The following is an 18,259-nucleotide window of genomic DNA, read 5'->3' on the forward strand; positions in this document are numbered from 1 at the left end:
ACGAGGACGGTCCCCGGCCCGCTCGGTCGTCCGGACGCCGGGCCGCTACCCTGGCCGCGCGGAGCCGCGGACCGGTGGCCCGGGCACGGGCAGGAGGGCTGAGCCGATGGGCGACCGCACGACGGGTCGGCGGTGGCCGGCCGTGCTCGCCGCCACCTGGGCGGCCTTCGCGGTGCTCGCGGTCGTGGTCGCCGCCCACGGCTGGGCGCCGTTCGCCTTCGAGCGGTCGGCCGTCGACTGGGGCACCGCCCACCGGCCGCCGGTCGCCCGCGCCACGGCGATGGCGGTCACCTCCCTCGGCACCGACCTGTTCCCCTACCTGCTGGCGCTGGCCGCGGGCGTCCTGATCGCCCGGCGCGGCGCCGGATCGCCGAGGTCCCGTTGGACCGTGGCCCGGGCGCTGCTCCTGCCGGTGCTGTGGCTGGCCCTGGGGCAACTGCTGCGCCAGGGCCTGATGCACGCCTTCGGCCGGCCCCGGCCGCCGGAGACGGACTGGGCGTTCAGCGCCTCCGGCTTCGCCTTCCCCTCCGGGCACGCCTTCACCTCCGCCCTCTGCGCCGGCCTGCTCGCGCTCGCCGTCGCCCGCGTCCGCCCCGCCGCCACCCGCCCGGCCGTCGTCGGCGCGGTGCTGTTCGCGGGGACGATCGGCCTGACCCGGATCTACCTCGGGGTGCACTGGCCGCTGGACGTGCTGGCCGGCTGGCTGCTCGCCGTCGGCTGGCTGGCCGCCGGCGCGGTCGCCTCCGCGCTCCTGCCGGAGCACGCGCGGCGGTAGCACACCGCCGAGCCGGACCGGCGCTCCGTCGGTACCGGAACGACCCTTGCGAAGCGGCCCCGCCAACCCGGCGGGGCCGCTTCGTCATGGGTACCGGTCCGAACCGATCATCAGATGCGCCATTTCAAACGCGACTGATGTGAACGTTCACCCTTTCGAGTGCACAGGATCATGGGAAGCGGCCCAGATCGTTCCGCCCCGCCTACGGTTGGGCGCAAGCGAGACGGGGCCGCCGCAGCAGCGCGGAGATCCCCTCTTCCCGGGGCGGAGGCGACGGCCGACGACCCGTCATGGCCCGTCCCCCGTCACAGAGGAAGGTTCTCCCATGCCCGTGGCCACGAGCAACGAGACACCGCCGGCGTCGCAGCGGCAACCGCACCCGTTCCGGCGCGCGGCGGTGCGGTCATGAGCGGGACGGCCCTGGAGCAACTGCTCCGCGGGCCGAGCGGGATCGGCACCGCCGGACTGAACCTGGCGCCGCGTCAGGTCGTGGAGGCGTCGGCCGGCGCGGGGGCGGAAGTGCCCTCCGGCAAGCCGAAGTCCGGCGACCCGGTCCCCGGCCTGTACTTCCACCCCGTGGCCGAGCCGGACGCCGGGCGGGTGGCGGAGGTGAACCGCCGGATCAAGCTGTGGGCCGAGGAGATCGAGCTCTACCCGCCGGACTGGGAGGAACAGTTCGACGGCTTCTCGGTGAGCCGGTACATGGTCGCCTGCCACCCGGACGCCCCGAGCGTCGACCACCTCATGCTCGCCACCCGGCTGATGGTGGCCGAGAACGCCGTCGACGACTGCTACTGCGAGGACCTCGGCGGCTCGCCGGTCGGCCTCGGCAGCCGGCTGCTGCTCGCCCACACCGCACTCGACCCGGTGCACACCACCGCGGAGTACCAGGGCGGTTGGCAGGAGTCGCTGCTGTCGGACGCGCCCCGGCGGGCGTACCGCTCGGCGATGGAGCACTTCACCGGCGCGGCCACCGCCTCCCAGGCGGACCGGTTCCGGCACGACATGGCGCGGCTGCACCTCGGCTACCTCGCCGAGGCCGCCTGGGACCAGGAGGGCCACGTCCCGGAGGTGTGGGAGTACCTGTCGATGCGGCAGTTCAACAACTTCCGCCCCTGCCCGACCATCACGGACACCGTCGGCGGCTACGAGCTGCCCGCCGACCTGCACGCCCGCCCAGCGATGCAGCGGGTCATCGCGCTCGCCTCCAACGCCACCACCATCGTCAACGACCTGTACTCGTACACCAAGGAGCTGGCGAGCCCCGGCCGGCACCTCAACCTGCCGGTGGTGATCTCCGAGCGCGAGGGCGTCGGCGACCGCGACGGCTACCTGAAGGCCGTCGAGGTGCACAACGAGCTGATGCACGCCTTCGAGGCGGAGGCCGCGGCGCTGGCCGCCGCCACCCCCGTCCCGGTGGTGGTGCGCTTCCTGCGCGGGGTCGCCGCGTGGGTCGACGGCAACCACTACTGGCACCAGACCAATACCTACCGCTACAGCCTTCCCGACTTCTGGTAACCAAGGAGCTGAACCGTGTCCGTCACCGACACCACCCCCGTCACCCGCACCGCCGTCCCCGGGCCGGCCACTCCCTACCAGGGCGACATCGCCCGTTACTGGGACCATGAGGCCCGGCCGGTGAACCTGCGCCTCGGCGACGTGGACGGCCTCTACCACCACCACTACGGCATCGGCGACGTCGACCAGTCGGCGCTGGGCGCCCCGGACGACAGCGAGCGCGAGAAGAAGCTCGTCGCCGAACTGCACCGGCTGGAGTCCGCGCAGACCGACGTGCTGCTCGACAGCCTGGGGGACATCCGCCCCGAGCACACCCTGGTCGACGCGGGCTGCGGCCGCGGCGGCTCGATGGTCATGGCCCACCAGCGCTTCGGCTGCAAGGTCGAGGGCGTGACCCTGTCGGCCAAGCAGGCCGAGTTCGGCAACCGGCGGGCCAAGGAGCTCGGCATCGACGACTCGGTGCACGCCCAGGTCCGCAACATGCTCGACATGCCGTTCGACAGCGGCACCGTGCGGGCCTCGTGGAACAACGAGTCCAGCATGTACGTCGACCTGCACGACCTGTTCGCCGAGCACTCCCGGATCCTGTCCGTCGGCGGCCGGTACGTGACCATCACCGGCTGCTGGAACCCGATCTACGGCCAGCCGTCGAAGTGGGTCTCGCAGATCAACGCCCACTTCGAGTGCAACATCCACTCCCGCCGCGAGTACCTGCGCGCGATGGCCGACAACCGCCTCGTCCCGAACGCCGTCGTCGACCTGACCGCCGCCACCCTCCCGTACTGGGAGCTGCGGGCCACCGTGCCGTCCCTGGTGACCGGCATCGAGGAGGCGTTCATCAACTCCTACAAGGACGGCTCCTTCCAGTACCTGCTGATCGCCGCCGACCGGGTCTGACCCCGCGTCGCCGCACGGCGAGGACCCGGCCCGGCCGAACGGCGGCGGGGCCGGGTCCGCCGTCGTCCGCCGTCGTCCGGCGGGGCCCGGCAGGGAGGCTTCCGGAAGAGGGCTGCTCACCGGGACGTCGGTGGCACGTGATATGCAGTGCATCATCCGATTGGCCACTGCGAGGCCATACGAACGATGCCGACGACCGTGCCGGTCGACGAGGTCTCAGGGGGGCCGCACCATGTCCTTTTTCCGCCGCCTGACCGGGCGGAAGACGCCGCGCGCGCTGCCCCCCGTGCTCGACCTCTCGCACGGCGACGAGGAACTGCGCCGGCTGCGCGCCCTCGCCGACGCCGGCGACTGGGCCGCCCTCGGCCCCGCCCTCGCGGCCGTCCCCGACCAGGGCGAGCTGACCTGGCTGGTGCACCGGCTCTCCGACCTCGAGGGCACCGAGGAGTGGCTCGCCAAGGCCGTCGCCGAACGGCCCGAGGACACCCTGGTGCTGCTGCTCTCCGGCGCCCGGCAGATCGCCTGGGCCTGGGACGCCCGCACCGGCGCCCGCGCCAAGCACGTCACCGAGGACCAGTGGCGGCTGTTCGGCGAGCGGCTGGAGACCGCCGAGGAGCAGCTGCTGGAGGTGGCCGAGCGCGAGCCCCGCTGGCTCGCCCCCTGGTTCTTCCTCCAGATCGCGGCGCGCGGCGCCTCGCTCGGCCGCACCGTCGCGACCACCCGCTTCGAGGCCGCGCTGCGCCGCGATCCGGAGCACCTGGCCTCCCACCAGCAGCGCCTCCAGCAGCTCTGCGCCAAATGGGGCGGCTCCCACGAGGAGATGCACGCCTTCGCCCGTACCGCGATGCTCGGCGCCCCCGAGGGCAGCCCGCTCGGCGAACTGGTCGCCCTCGCCCACCTGGAGCACTGGCTGGACCTGGCCGACGGCGAGGACCACGCCTACCTGACCGGTCCCGCCGTGCGCTCCTCGCTGCGCGAGGCGGTGCTGCGCTCCGTGCTGCACCCGGCCTACCGGCGCCGGCGCGACTGGCGGGCCACCCACAACGCCTTCGCCATGGTGCTCTCGCTGGCCGACGAGCGCGAGCTCGCCCACGCGGTGTTCGCCACCCTCGACGACGTCGCCACCGAGTGGCCCTGGTACTACCTGGGCGGCGACGAGGCCGACAACTTCCAGGTCCACCGGGACCGCTGCGTGCCGCGCTGAGCGGGCGCGACCAGCCCGCACAGAGCCCGTGGAGCGGCGACCGAACGCGCCGCCCGGCCGCCCGGGCCGTCCCGCCCCGAGGCCGCCGAAGTCCGACCCGCCCCTTGCGATCGAAAGAGCCACCGGTGTCCCCATCCGAGAACCCGACGAGTGCGCACACCTTCCAGGTCGACCTGCGCGGCCTGGTCGACCTGCTCTCCCACCACCTCTACTCCAGCCCCCGCGTCTACCTGCGCGAACTCCTGCAGAACGCGGTCGACGCGATCTCCGCCCGGCAGGCCCTGGACCCGTCCGCGCCCGCCGCCATCACCGTCCGCGCCGACGGCGACCTCAGCATCACCGACACCGGCATCGGCCTCACCGAGCAGGACGTCCACACCTTCCTCGCCACCATCGGCCGCAGCTCCAAGCGGGACGCCGACGGCCGCCTCGACGGCGACGGACTCGCCCGCGCCCGCGGCGACTTCATCGGCCAGTTCGGCATCGGCCTGCTCGCCTGCTTCGTGGTCGCCGACGAGATCACCGTCGTCACCCGCTCCGCCGCGACCCCCGACGCCCCGGTCATCGAGTGGCGCGGCGGCTCCGACGGCCGCTACACCATCCGCACCCTGCCCGCCGACGCCAAGCCCGAGCCCGGCACCACCGTCCGCCTCGCACCCCGCTCCGACGCCGCCGAGTGGACCCGCGCCGACCGGGTGCTGACCCTCGCCCGGGACTTCGGCAGCCTGCTGCGCCACGAGGTCACCGTCATCGACGGCCGCGGCGACGCCACCCGGGTCAACCACACCCCGCCGTGGGCCGCCCAGCACGGCTCCCCGCTGGCCCGCCGCGAGGCGCTGGCCGCCTACTGCCGTTCCACCTTCGACTTCACCCCGCTCGACACCATCGAGCTGGACCTCCCGCTGGTCGGCCTGCGCGGCGTCGCCTACGTGCTGCCCGACGCCGTCCCGCCGTCGCGCCGGGCCGGCCACCGGGTGCACCTCAAGGGCATGCTGCTCTCCGACCACGCCGACGAGCTCCTGCCCGACTGGGCGTTCTTCGTGCGCTGCGTGGTCGACACCGACGGCCTGCGGCCCACCGCCAGCCGTGAGGGCCTGTACGCCGACGAGACGCTCGCCGCCGTCCGCGACGCGCTCGGCGTCCGGATCCGCGACTGGCTCACCGGCCTGTCCGCCAGCGACCCGGCGCTGCTCCACCGGTTCATCTCGGTGCACCACCTGGCCGTCAAGGAACTCGCCCGCTACGACGACGAGTTGCTCCGGATGCTGCTGCCCTGGCTGCCGTTCGAGACCACCGACGGCAACGTCACCCTGGACGAGTTCGCCCGCACCCACCCGGTGGTGCTGGTCACCCGCACCGTCGAGGAGTTCCGCCAGGTCGCCCCGATCGCCGGCGCCGCCGGCCTCGGCGTCGTCAACGGCGGCTACACCTACGACCGCGACCTCGTGCACCGGCTGCCCGAGATCCGCCCCGGCACCTCCGTCGCGGACCTCGACCCGAGCACCGTCACCGCGCACCTGGACACCGTCGACCCGGCCGCCGAACTCGCCGCCTCGGCCTTCCTGACCACCGCGCGCGAGGTGGTCGGCCGCTTCGACTGCGACGTCGCCCTGCGCAGCTTCCACCCGACCAGCGCGCCCGCCCTGCTGCTCGACAACCGGGAGGCCCGGCACGAGCGCACCCGCGCCCAGCTCGCCGACGAGGCCGACGGGCTGTGGGCCGACATCCTCGGCTCGCTGCGCGCCGAGGTGCCCCGCGCCCAGCTCGTCCTCAACCACCTCAACCCGCTGGTGCGGCGGGCGGCCTCGATCGGCGACCGCGAACTCGCCGTCACCGCCGTCGAGACGCTCTACGGGCAGGCCGTGCTGCTCACCCGGCGGCCGCTCACCTCCAGCGAGAGCGCGCTGCTGAACCGCTCGTTCATCAGCCTGCTCGACCACGCGATGCTCGGGCACGAGGCCGCGTCCGGCGGCTCCGGCAGCTCCGGCGGCTCCGACGCGAAGGAGGCGTGATGCTGAACAGCATCGACGCGGTGATGACCGCGCTGCGCGAGAACGACGACCGCCCCTACGGGCGGCAGCGGACCGTCACCGCCGAGGAACTCGTCGACGCCGCCGAGCAGTTCGACGACACCGCGGTCCGCGCCATGGCCCTGCTCGAACTGATGGAGGCCTACGAGTACGACGGCGAGCGGAGCAAGTCCCCGGTCGTCTTCGCCCGCGTCCTCAAACTCTGGGACGCCGACCCGGACGGCTTCGGCGAGTGGTCGCAGCAGCAGGTGTTCTGGCGCTTCAAGTGGGTCGCCACCTCGCTGCTCGGCACCCCCGACGTGCCGCTCGCCGCGATCCGCCGCTGGCACGACGAGATGCGCAGCCGCTACCGCGCCGCCGGGCACGGCCTGCAGCCGTACTACGCCCAGCGCTTCCACCTCGCCGCGCACCTCGGCGAGGACGTCCAGGACGCCTACGAGCTGTGGGCCGGGCGCCCGCGCACCGAGCTGAGCGACTGCCACGCCTGCGAGATCCGCGCCCGTGCCGTCCACCACCTGCGCCAGGGCGACGACGCGACCGCGCTGGACGTCTGGCGGCCGGTGCTCGGCGGCGAGGCCACCTGCGCCGAGGAGCCCTACGTCAGCCACGCCCAGGCGCTGCTGCCGCTGCTGCGCCAGGGCCGGCTCGACGAGGCCCGCTCCAGCCACCTGGTCGGCTACCGCTTCGCCCGCGGCAAGAGCGGGCTGGCCCGCTCGGTCGGCCTGCACATCGAGTTCTGCGCGCTGTCCGGCAATGAACCGCGCGGCCTGGAGCTGCTCGCCGAGAACCGCGACCTGTTCGGCATGACCGGCGACCCGGTCAGCCGGCTGGACTTCCTCACCGGCGTCGAGGTGCTGATCGCCGGCCTGGCCCGGGCCGGGCACGGCGAGCTGACCGTCAGCGGCCCGCCCGGCGCGAGCTGGACCGTCGACACCCTGCTCGCCCACCTGCGCACCGAAGCGGACGCGCTCGCCGCCCGCTTCGACGCCCGCAACGGCACCGCGGCGGTCAGCGGCCGGCGTCGTGACCGGCTCGCCCGTCGGCCGCTGCTCGCCGAACCGCTCGCCCTCGGCGTGCGGGCGGCGGCCGCGCCGGAGCTCGCGGCCGTGCCGGTCGTCCCGGCGGTCCCGGCCCGGGAGACCGAGCCGGAGCCGGAGGACTTCACCGCGCTGCTGCTGCGCGCCCGTGAGCTGCAGCTGGTCGGCCACCCGGACGCGGACCGGCTCTGGAAGCGGATCGCCGAGCGGTTCACGGCTGCCGAGGAGAGCGCTGCCGAGGGGAGCGCCGTGGAGGAGGGTGTCCTCCAGGGGCTGCTCGGCGCGGACGCCGGGCCGCTCGGGCAGCTGCGTGCCGAGCTCGCCGAGCGGCGGGCGCACGACGCACTCGACCGCGGCGACTGGGTGGAGGGCACCGCGCAGCTGCTGGCCGCCGGCGGGCTGTACCGGCGGGAGGGGCTGGTCGGCCAGGCGCTGGCGGCCCGAACCAGGGCACTGGTCGCCGAACTCGTCCGGGACGACGAGGACGACGAGGAGGACGAGGGGACCGACGGGGTCGAGGGCGTCGACGGGGCTGACGGGACCGGCGAGCCGGTGGCGGCCCCCGCGCCGGTGATCGACTGGGCGGCCCTGGACGCCGCGCTGGCCCGCGCCGAGGAACTGGCCGCCACCTCGGCCGCCGGCGGTGCGCCGGGCATCACCGACGACGACTACCTGGTCGTCCTCCAGTGCCGCGCCTACGCCGCCCACCAGGAGCTGGTCCGGGCGCTGCCCGAGCCGCCGGAGCAGCCGCCGGCCGAGCAGGCCGCGCGCTTCGCCGCCGCCGTCACCGCCTACCGCGAGGCGGCGGCCGAGCGCGGCTCCGCCCGCCGGCTGGCCGTGGCCCGCCAGTACCGCGCCGACGCGGCCGCCCGGCAGGGCCGGCTCGACGAGGCCGCGGAGGAACTGCGGGCCGTCGTAGCCGAGTTGGAGCAGGCCGGGCAGCCCTGGCACACGCCGCGGGCGTACGGTCTGCTGGGGCAGGTGCTGCTGCAGAGCGGCGAGTCGGCCGGGGCCGTCGAGGCGCTGCACCGCGCCCTGGCGGCGGCCGCCCGCTGGGCCGACGAGACGTACCCGTTCGCCGCCACCTATGTGATGGCCGGGCACGCGAATGCCCAGCTCGGCGACACCGGTGCCGCGATCCGGGCGTTCTCCGAGGCCGCGTCCCGCTTCGACCGCAAGGGACCGGAGGCCGCCGAGGACGCGGCCCGGACCAGGCTGCAGCTCGCCGACCTGCTGACCGGCGCCGACCGGACCGCCGACGCGGTGGCCGTCCTGGAGTCCGTGCTGGCCGACGCGGCCACCGGCGGCCTGAACGAGCGGGTGCTCGCCCAGGCCCGGCTGGACCTCGCCCGCGGCCTGTTCGCGCTGGACGAGGACCGCGACGCCGCCGAGGAGTTCCTGCGGCTCGCCGCCGTCCTGGAGGGCTGGACCGAGGACCTCCACCTGCGCACCATGGTCGCCGCGGAGGCGGCCGTCGCGCTGGTGCACGCCGACCGGTGGGAGGCCGCGCACGCCGCCCGCACCCGGGCGCTCGCCGCGCACGAGCAGTGGCCGCAGCCCGGCCCGGTGTCCACGATGCTGCGGCAGTTCGCCCGGCTCACCGCGCAGAAGGAGGGCCCGGACGGCGTGGAGTCGGCGCTCGCCCGGCTGGCCGAGGCGGACGCCGTGCGCGAGCGGCTGGAGCGCGAGGAGCCCGGGGTCGAGACCTGGTACCCGCGCGCCGCCGTCCACTACGAGCGGACCCGGGTCTACGCGGTGGCCGGCCGCTACGAGGAGGCGTTGGCCGAGGCCGACCGGGCGATCGCCGCCTACGAGGAGGGCGGCGAGCAGGCCGAGACGCCGCGCGCCGAGGCCGTCCGGCTGGCCGCGCTGATCGAGGGCACCGACCTCGGCCGCGTCGCGGCGGCCCGTCAGCGGCTGACCACCGCCGCCGAGCGGTGCCGGGCGCACGGGCTGGAGGAGGCGGCGGAGATCCTCACCGACCTGCGCGAGCGCCTCGCGGACTGACGGCCGGGACCCCTGCCGTGGGCCCGCCCGGAGCGGCGACACGGCAGGGGCCCGGTGGATCTCGGGTGCTCAGGTGCTCAGGTGCTCAAGGGGTCAGGGGCTCAGGGGCTCAGGGGGGTGCGGGGTGCGCAGATCTCCCCCCTCGTCCAGACGCCCCACTCGCCGCTCGCGGTCGGCTCCTCGTTGAGCGTCCACCACTTGGCCTGGTACGCGTGGCCCTGGTACGAGACCTTGGCGCCGGCGGTGTACACCGTGTCACGCTGCCACTCCGGGTCCTTGCAGACCCCCGGCATGGTGTACGTCGGCGACGCGGACGGGGACGTCGGCGAGACGGTGGGGTCGGTGGGCGGCGTGGCCCCCGCGAACCGCACCGTGAACCTGGTGAAGTCCCAGTCGTTCTGCACCACGCTGGAGCAGGAGCCGGACAGCCCCGGGTCGACGGTGCCCGGGCACTGCCGGTCCCGGTTGACCGACCAGTAGGTGTAGCGGGCCATCCTGTGTGCCAGCGCGAAGTCCAGCACCGTCTGGAAGTCCGCCTGCCGGAAGTACTCGGCCGCGTCGGTGCGGCCGTTCATCTGCGACACGCCCTCGTGGGCGTAGGCGTCCGCCTCCGACCAGCCGAAGGTGGTGCGCAGGATCTGGTTGAAGTTCACCAGCGCGGAGGTCTGTGCCGCCGCGCCGTTGAAGCCGCCGTCGAACGGCATGATCGAGAAGTTGTCGGGCGTGAAGCCCTGCGCCTTCGCCTCGTTGAGCATCTGCTGGCCGAACCAGCCGGTGCCGGCGGCGGTCCCGGCCGTGGTGACCGAGATGTACAGCCCCGGGTTGGAGCGCTGGAGGATGCGGGCCGCGCCGATCTCGTTGTGGATCGCGGCCGTGTTCTCGTACTCCGGCTCCTCCAGGTCGAAGTCGAGCGCCTTCAACCGATACGTGTCGACGACCTTCTGGTACGCGGCCGCGGTCGCCTCCGGCGTGCCGCAGGTCTGGCCCAGCTTGGTGCCGTTGTAACCGCCGATGGAGACCGAGACGTCGCCGCCCTTGGCGCGGACGGTCTGGATGACGTTCGGCATGGTGGTGTCGGTGTCGATCGGCGACGTCCCGCCCCAGGCCGGGACGCAGCCGCCCTTGTCCAGGATGAAGGCGAGCTGGAAGGCCTTCTGGCCGGTGGCGTCCATCACCGTGGCGACGTCCGGCGGGCTGTTGTCCTCGGGCATCAGGTACGGCGCGGAGGCGTACCAGTTGCTGCCGATGCCGCCGGCGAGGGCGCCGGCGCCGGCCGTGCCGGCGGCCGTGGTGGGCGCCGCGTGCGCGGCGGCGACGGCCACCAGGCCGCCGGCCACCAGACCGAGCACCCCGGCCACCGCGGCGGCGGCTCGCCGCCGGGGGGCTCGGTGGGAGGGACGTGGCCGCTGATGCGACGGTGTCGGTGGGGGAAGGGCACGTTCCATCGGGATCAACCTCTCCAGGAAACGGCGGAGTACGGCCCACCCGCGCCAACTGTGGGGGCGGCGCGCCGGGCCGACAGGACCCCGCGTCGGGGTCGGGCCGCCGCAAGGCCCTCACTGGTATAGACCTGTCCTGAGGGGCCGTCAACCGCCCGGACCGCTGCTCCGGGTGAGAATCCGGCGCGATCCGGAAGGAAGGCCCTAGAGTTGACGGGTGGCCGAAGAGACGTGGAACAGGGTGGAAGGGCCGGTGCGGGCCGGCTCCATCGTGCAGGCAGGCTCCGTCGGGGAACTGCACGTGCACCAGGCGGCCGTGCCGGTGGCCGCCGTGCCGTGCCAGCTGCCGCCGGCACTCGCGCACTTCGAGGACCGCGCCGACGAACGCGCCAGGGTGCTGGCCGCCGTCGCCGAGGGACCGGGCGACGGCGGCGGGCCGCTGGTCGTCGCGCTCAGCGGGATGGGCGGGATCGGCAAGACCGCGCTGGGCTTCGAACTCGCCCGCGCGCTGCTCGACCACTGCCCGGACGGCGCCCTCCACGTCGACCTCGACGACCTGCGCCGCGACGGCGCCGTGGAGACCGCCGACGCCCTCGGCGACCTGCTGCGCTCGCTCGACCCGCAGACCCGGCCCGAACAGGAACTCCGTGGCCGCGCCCGCCAGTACTGGACCGCCACCCAGGGGCGGCGGCTGGTCGTGGTCGTCGACAACGCCCGCAGCGGCGCCGAACTGCGCCCGCTGCTGCCCGCCTCCGCCGCGAGCGTCGTCATCGTGGCCGGCCCGGGCCAGCTGTACGACCTCGACGGCGTCCGCCTCCTCGACCTGCCGCTCGGCCCGCTCGGCCCCGAGGACGCCGCCAACCTGCTGCGCCGGATCGTCGCCGACCCCCGGCTCGCCGCAGACCCGGAAGCCGCCGCCGAACTCGCCCGCCGCTGCGCCGGCCTGCCCGCCGCGCTCTACGTCGCCGGCCGCTGGATCCGCCGCCACCGGCGTCGCGAACTGCGCCGGCTCGTCGAGGACCTGACCACCGAACTGGACCGGGAGGGACTGCCCGTGGTGGAGGCCGTCTGGGACGCGGCGTACGCGAGCCTCGGCCCCGTCGCGGCGCGGCTCTACCGGCTGCTGCCGCACCACCCCGCGCCCGTCGTCGACGACCACGCGGCCGCCGCGCTGCTCGGCACCGACCTCGACGTGGCCGCCGACGCGCTCGACGAACTCGACAGCGCCGGGCTGCTGGAGCGGCGGCCCGACGGCCTCGGCATGCACGCCCTGCTGCGCGGCCACGCGCTGCGCCGGGCGCGGGCCGCTTCGGCGTCGGCTTCGGACGCCGTTGACGCACGGCGCCGGCTGGTCCGCTGGTACCGCCGACAGGCCGGGCGGGCCGACCTGGTCGCGGCCGGCCCCCGGCTGACCGTCTCCGCCCCCGCCGCCGAGGCGCCCGCCCCCGCCGAGGTGCCGGACCTCCCCTTCCCCGACGCCGCCACCGCCCTGCACTGGCTGGAGGCCGAACGGCTCGCCCTCTACGGCTGCGTCCGGCTCGCCGCGGAGGACGGGCTCGACGAGGAGGCGGTGGCGCTCTGCGAAGCCCTCTGGACCCACTTCCTCGACCACCGCCACTACGCCGACGCCATCGAGGCCTTCGGGCGCGGTGTCGCCGCCGCCGTCCGCGCCGAACGGCTCGCCGCCACCGTCCGCATGCGCTGCCAACTCGCCCGCCCGCTCTGGGAGCAGCACCGCTACGAGCAGGCCGCCGACGAGCTGCGACTGGCCGTCAACGGCGCCCGGCTGCTCGGCGACTCGCCCGAGGAGCGCAAACTCCGGGCCTCCGCCGTGGAGTTCCGCGGCAAGCTCGCCTCCGTGCGCGGCGACTGGGCCGCGGCCGTCCCGGACTTCGAGGCCGCCCGCGAAGAACACCGGGCCATCGGCAACGCCTACGGCGTGATGCTGCAGACCTACCTGCTCGGCCGGGCCGCCGTCGCGATGGGCGAACTGCCGCGGGCCGTCGAGCTGTTGACCGAGGCGCACGCGGAGGCGACCGCACTCGGCCGGGAACGGATGGCCGCCCGGACCGGCTTCGAGCTGGGCAGCGCCCTCCGCGCGGCCGGCCGCCGGGAGCAGGCCGCGATCCTGTACCGCGCGGCGCTGACGGCGGCGCGCGAACGGCGTTCCCCGGGGGACGAACTGCGGGTGCTGGACGCCCTGTCGGCACTCAGTGAGGAGACTGGCGACGCCGAAGCCGCAGCCGTCTACCGGGCCGCCGCCACCACCCTGCGCGGCCCCGACGGAAGCACCGCCACACCACTCACCTGACGGCACCCCGGGCTGCGAATCCCAGGAAGTCGGCGAGCCCGACTTCTGGTCCCGCCCACGCTGCACTGGACCGCCACGCCGGCAGTTCGATGCCCCCTGCACCGGCGGGCGGGCCCGACTTCTGCTTCCCACCCGCGAGCCGCCACTGCCCGGCTATGTGTACAGACCGGCCGCGGCGGCGGAGCGGGGGCGTCGAATTCCGGGCCGGGGTTGGGCGCGGTGGAGTGGGAAGTCGGCGGGTCCGACTTCTGGGTCTCGCCCGCGATCCGCCGGAGCCATCTATGCGCGTAGAGCGAGGTTGATGGTGGGCGCGGGGCCAATGGGGCCGGAGTGGAAAGTCGGCGGGGCTGACTTCTGGGTGCGGCCCGCGTGTGGCAGCTGCGTGTGGGGTGCGTCGGCGGGTGGTGGAGTGGGAAGTCGGCGGGTCCGACTTCTGGGTCTCGCCCGCGATCCGCCGGAGCCATCTGCGCGCGTAGAGCGAGGTTGGTGGTGGGCGCGGGGCCAATGGGGGCCGGAGTGGAAAGTCGGCGGGGCTGACCTCTGGGTGCGGCCCGCGTGCGGCAGCTGCGTGTGGGGTGCGTCGGCGGGCGGTGGGGTGGGAAGTCGGCGGGCTCGACTTCTGGGTCTCGCTCGCGATCTGCCGGAGCCATCTGTGCGCGTAGAGCGAGGCTGGTGGTGGGCGCGGGGCCAGTGGGGGCCGTGGTGGAAAGTCGGCGGGGCTGACTTCTGGGTGCGGTCCGCGTGCGGCAGCTGCGCGTGGGGTGCGTCGGCGGATGGTGGAGCGGGAAGTCGGCGGGTCCGACTTCTGGGTCTCGCTCGCGATCTGCCAATGCAAGTCTATGCGCGTAGATTAGTGGAGGGGGTGGCGGGGTCGAATGCCGGGGTCGAGGGGGGCGGGCGCGGAGTGTGGGGCGTGCTGGCGGGTGGTGGAGTGGGAAGTCGGCGGGGCCGACTTTTGAGTGCCGCGTGCTGCCACCAGCACTCTTCTATGCGCGCAGATTTGCGCTGGTGGAGGGGCGTCCGCGGGGTTGAATGCTGGGTCCGGCCTGCGCGTGGCAGCTGGGCGCGAGGCGTGGGGTGTGCTGGCGGGTGGTGGAGTGGGAAGTCGGCGGGGTCGACTTTTGAGTGCCGCGTGCCGCTGGCGGCGCCCTTCTATGCGCATAGATCAATGGTGGCGGGATGCAGGGGTGGAGTGGGAAGTCGGTGGGGTCGACTTTTGGGGGCTGTCAGAGGAGGTGTTGGAGGTCGGCGGTGGTGGCCGGGGTGAGGCGGAGGCGGTAGGGGGTTCCGTTGATGCGGCAGGTCAGGGGTGTGGTCGGGGGGTGCTGGCCGCCGAGGAAGGTGTGGACGGCGGAGAGGGCGGCGGCGGGGTCGGTGTACCTCACTCGGCCGGCGGTCCGGTGCGGGTCGATCCGGAGGGTGAGCGGTTCGCCGTTCCGGCGTCGGACCAGGCAGCGGGTAGGGGAGAGGACGACGGCGGCGGTGCGGCAGCCCGGGTGGTCGGCGAGCGCCTCGGCGGTCCAGTCGGCGGCGGTCCGGTACTCGTGGTGCCGGGCGGCGTCCGGCGGCGGTGCACCGGTCGTCCGGCGGTAGAGCAGCGCCGCGCTCTGTGTCTCGCGGATCCCGGCGCGGCCGTACTCGGCGGCCAGGTGGTGGTAGGGCAGGTCCGTCCACGGCGGGAGCCGGTCGACGTCGATGACGACGCCGTCGGCCCGGTCCGACAGGTCCGACAGGTCCGACCGGGTGGCCTGGACGGCAAAGGCGGCCGGGGTGCGGGGCGCGGCCGGCGGGACGGCGAGCGGGCGCGGGTGGGCGGGCCGTGGCGGCGGGAGGAGACCGAGCAGCTTGTACAGCTCCGGGCCGAGCGTCGTCAGCGCTTCCCCCGGGAGGGCGAACGCGGCCTCGGCGAAGCGGCGGGTGCCCGCGGCGGCCGGCTGCGCGGCGAGCACGGCCGCCGCATCGTCGCCGGACGGGTCCAGCCGGGGTGCGGCGGCGAGCAGGCGGGCCATCGGGCTGCCCGCGACCAGCTCGGCGCCGCCGTCGCAGACCGCCACCACGGGCCGGTCGAGCGCGGCCGCGTAGAGGGCGGTCGAGCCGTGGTCGGTGACCACGGCGTCGCCGGCCACCAGCAGTGCCGCCCACTCCTCGTAGGGGCCGGCGAGTACCAGCCCCGCGTCCAGGGCGGGCCGCAGTTGCCGGGCCAGGTCGAAGGAGCCCGTCCGGCTGTACTCGTTGGGGTGTACGACCAGCGCCAACTGGTAGGCGTCGTACGGGAGTCGGGTGGCGAGCAGGGCGGGCAGGTCCGGATGCCGCGCGAGCAGCGACTCCGGTCCCCAGGTGGAGGAGAGCACGACCAGCCGGCGCGGACCGGTGCCGAGCGCCGCCCGGAACGCCTCGCGCCGGTCCGGTGAGGAGAGGATCCGGTCGAGCGTCGGGTCGCCCGCCACCAGCGCCGTCGACCCGGCCTGCGGGCACTGCTCGGTGAGCCGGGCGACCTGGTCGGGGTGGGCGAGGGCGTGCAGGTCGGCGACCGGGCGCTCGTCGGCGGTGAGCAGGAACGCCGGGTCCAGGCCGGACGGGAGGTGCGGCGACCCCTCCTCGGAGAGCGCCTTGTTGAACCCGGCGCCGTGCGGCAGCAGGACCTTGGGGCCACGCAGCGCGGCCAGCTCACCCTTCGGACTGGCCGTGAGGATCAGGTCGTGGTGGCAGGCCAGCGCCTCCGGCCAGGACAGGCAGCGTGCGCCGGACGAGGCGACGGCGGCCAGCGCGTCGACGTCGAAGGCGGAGCCGGGGACGAGGGTGAAGCGGCACCGGACCCGGGAGTCGCCGTCGAAGACGGGCAGCAGGTCGAGCAGCCGGTGCAGCGCGGCTGCCGAGCGGACGGCGAAGAGCACGCCGAGCGGGGTGTCGGGCGGCGTCATCGGACCCACCGAGCCGGAGGCCTGGGGGCGCGGGCTGGCCGCTGGCCGCTGGCCGCTGGCCGCTGGCCGCTGGCCGCTGGCCGCTGGCCGCTGGCCGCTGGCCGCTGGCCGATTCTCGCGCCTACCACGGCTCAGCGCCCCCCGTCGAGCCTCGGCGAGCGGATGCTCGGGTGGCTCGGGGCGGTGCGGCGTCGGCGCGGGCATAGGGGCGATGGTAACCGGCGGACCGCCGACACGGGCCGGACCGCGTGGATCCCACCCCGCTCCGCCGCCATTCCACCCCGAGCCCCCGTCGATCGGACGTTCCGTCAGTCGGATCCGAATCTACGGGAGCGGTGCGGGCGGCGTTCGGGCAGGTCGGGCCGCAGGTGGGGAGGTGTGCGCGGCTACCGGGCCGGGGCGATCTCCGGTCAACTGCTCAGCGCATCAACGAGACGTGTCTCGGTCGGCGAGCAGGACGGCCGGCAGCGGGGCCTCCAGCACCAGGGCCCGGGGAAGTGCCAGACCGAAGTGCCGCTCCAGCACCCCCAGGGTGGTCCGGTGCACCTCACGGTTCGCTCGCTCCTCGTCCGGCAGGCCTTCCGCGCTCAGCAACGCCTTGACCTCATACGCGACTTCGGGATCTCCGGCGACCTGACCGTTGCCCCAGGAGTCGTCCAGGTGCAGATTGAACGAGCACACCGTCCGGCCGTCCCGGCAGTAGTGGAAGGTCGGCGGCACCGGCTTGCCGTTCTCCTCCTCGTACTCCAACAGGAAGACCTCGGCCCCGCCCTCGGAGATCGCCGGATCGTCCCGGAGTTCTCCGAACCAGCCCCCGTACGCCACCGCGAAGGTCCACCCGCCGCTCACTCCCAGCCGCAGCCCGATCCCGTCCCAGGCGTCCCCGTACTCCGAGTCCAAGGCCTCGACCAGCCCGTCCCCGGTGAGCTCCCCGACCGGCTCCACGGTCCGCTTCGACCACTGGGCCGAGGCCGCGATCCGCGCCGCCAGCGCCTCGGTCCCGAGCCCTCGGGCCAGCGTCACGTGGTAGCCGCCGAAGGCGATGCTCTGTTGCTCCGCGAGCCAGGTGATTCCGTCCGTCATGCAGGTGATCGTGCCGCACCGCACCGACACTCCCGCTCCGGGCCGGCGCTCGGCGCGGGGCGGACGCTCGGCGCGGGGTGGACGTTCAGCGCGGGGTGGACGCCCGGTGGGCGCCGTGCACCGCCGCGAGGAGGCCCGCCACCGTCGGCGACCACGGTCGGCCGGCCGGGCCGGTGAGGGTCAGCGTCCGGTGCGCGGCCGGGCGGATCGGGACGAGCACGCAGTCCGCCGGCAGCATCGGCTGGGCCAGCGCCGGCATCACCGACACCCCCACCCCCGCGTGCACCATGCCGATCAGCGTGTTGAGGTCCCGGATCCGGTGCCGGGGCGTGAAGCGGACGCCCGCCCGGCGGTAGGCGTCCCGGATGTGCCGCTCGCAGCCGCCCTCCGAGAGCAGGAAGTCGTCGTCCTCCAGGTCGGCCACGTCGACGGTCGTCTCGCCCGCGAGCGGATGGTCGCGGCGGAGCAGCGCGTGCATCGAGTCCGCGCCGAGCGGGACGGCCCCCGGCGGCACCGGGTCCGCGTCCACCAGGACCGCCGCGTCCACCGTGCCGGCCTCCAGCCAGACGCCGAGTTCCTCGTCCTCGCCCTCGAACACCCGCACCGTCAGCCGGGGGTGCTCGATCCGCCAGTCGCGCAGCAGCCCGGGCAGCAGCCCCTGGCAGACGGTGGTCGGCGCGGCCAGCCGGACGGTCCCGGTCAGCCCGCCCGAGTGGTGGGCGGCGATCGTCCGCACCGCGGTGGCGGAGGCGACCGCCGTGCGGGCGTGCGGCATGATCCGCTCGCCCAGCGGGGTCGGCCGGGCCGGTGCGCCCCGGTGCAGGACGGGCGCGCCGAGCGTCCGCTCCAGGGCCGCCACCGCGTGCGAGACCGCCGACTGGCTCACGCCAAGCTCGATCGCCGCCGCCCCGAAGCCGCCCGCGTCCGCCACCGCGACCAGCGCCCTGAGCTGGGCGAGGTTCACCTCCGAGGCCATGAGACTTCCTCATCCGTGCAGCACCATCACTTGTTGGACTCATGGTCGGCCGACCCGTCAC

The 18,259-nt window shown here is 74.8% G+C and carries 10 protein-coding genes and 1 pseudogene; 7 read left to right on the top strand and 4 right to left on the bottom strand.

What is annotated here, in order from left to right; all coding sequences use genetic code 11:
* The first annotated feature begins 106 nt into the window (after positions 1 to 106).
* From ABZW10_RS18460 to ABZW10_RS18485, 6 genes and pseudogenes are all read left to right on the top strand, one after another.
* Positions 107 to 775: a phosphatase PAP2 family protein gene (locus ABZW10_RS18460; protein ID WP_355366425.1), complete on the top strand. Its 669-nt coding sequence runs from the start codon at positions 107 to 109 to the stop codon at positions 773 to 775.
* A 420-nt stretch (positions 776 to 1,195) separates the two neighbouring features.
* Positions 1,196 to 2,293: pseudogene (locus tag ABZW10_RS18465) on the top strand (family 2 encapsulin nanocompartment cargo protein terpene cyclase); the annotation flags it as partial.
* Between the two features lie 15 nt (positions 2,294 to 2,308).
* Positions 2,309 to 3,190, top strand: a complete 882-nt coding sequence (locus ABZW10_RS18470) for a geranyl diphosphate 2-C-methyltransferase (protein ID WP_355366428.1) — start codon at positions 2,309 to 2,311, stop codon at positions 3,188 to 3,190.
* 232 nt (positions 3,191 to 3,422) lie between these two features.
* Positions 3,423 to 4,394 (top strand): hypothetical protein, encoded by a 972-nt coding sequence (locus ABZW10_RS18475; protein ID WP_355366431.1) that lies wholly within the window; start codon positions 3,423 to 3,425, stop codon positions 4,392 to 4,394.
* 125 nt (positions 4,395 to 4,519) lie between these two features.
* Positions 4,520 to 6,406 carry an HSP90 family protein gene (locus ABZW10_RS18480; protein ID WP_355366434.1) on the top strand — a complete coding sequence of 629 codons (1,887 nt, stop codon included), beginning with the start codon at positions 4,520 to 4,522 and terminating at the stop codon, positions 6,404 to 6,406.
* Positions 6,406 to 9,468 (top strand): hypothetical protein, encoded by a 3,063-nt coding sequence (locus tag ABZW10_RS18485; protein ID WP_355366437.1) that lies wholly within the window; start codon positions 6,406 to 6,408, stop codon positions 9,466 to 9,468. Before ABZW10_RS18480 ends, ABZW10_RS18485 begins: the two co-directional genes overlap by 1 nt.
* 101 nt (positions 9,469 to 9,569) lie before the next feature.
* On the opposite strand, the gene ABZW10_RS18490 is transcribed toward ABZW10_RS18485, so the two are convergent.
* Positions 9,570 to 10,817: a chitinase gene (locus ABZW10_RS18490; protein WP_355366440.1), complete on the bottom strand. Its 1,248-nt coding sequence runs from the start codon at positions 10,815 to 10,817 to the stop codon at positions 9,570 to 9,572.
* 307 nt (positions 10,818 to 11,124) lie between these two features.
* Between ABZW10_RS18490 and ABZW10_RS18495 the strand changes: the two genes are divergently transcribed.
* Entirely contained in the window at positions 11,125 to 13,218 is a 2,094-nt protein-coding gene (locus ABZW10_RS18495) for an NB-ARC domain-containing protein (protein WP_355366443.1), read from the top strand.
* Positions 13,219 to 14,444: 1,226 nt separating this feature from the next.
* Here the strand turns inward: ABZW10_RS18495 and ABZW10_RS18500 are convergent.
* From ABZW10_RS18500 to ABZW10_RS18510, 3 genes are all read right to left on the bottom strand, one after another.
* Positions 14,445 to 16,139: a translation initiation factor 2 gene (locus ABZW10_RS18500; protein WP_355366446.1), complete on the bottom strand. Its 1,695-nt coding sequence runs from the start codon at positions 16,137 to 16,139 to the stop codon at positions 14,445 to 14,447.
* Between the two features lie 426 nt (positions 16,140 to 16,565).
* Positions 16,566 to 17,222, bottom strand: a complete 657-nt coding sequence (locus ABZW10_RS18505) for a hypothetical protein (protein ID WP_355366449.1) — start codon at positions 17,220 to 17,222, stop codon at positions 16,566 to 16,568.
* Positions 17,223 to 17,307: 85 nt separating this feature from the next.
* The gene (locus tag ABZW10_RS18510) at positions 17,308 to 18,198 is read right to left on the bottom strand and encodes a LysR family transcriptional regulator (protein WP_355366452.1); all 891 of its coding nucleotides are present in this window, start codon (positions 18,196 to 18,198) and stop codon (positions 17,308 to 17,310) included.
* Positions 18,199 to 18,259 lie beyond the last annotated feature (61 nt).

Origin of the sequence: Kitasatospora sp. NPDC004723 (assembly GCF_040609255.1) — a bacterium.
Classification (GTDB): Bacteria; Actinomycetota; Actinomycetes; order Streptomycetales; family Streptomycetaceae; genus Kitasatospora.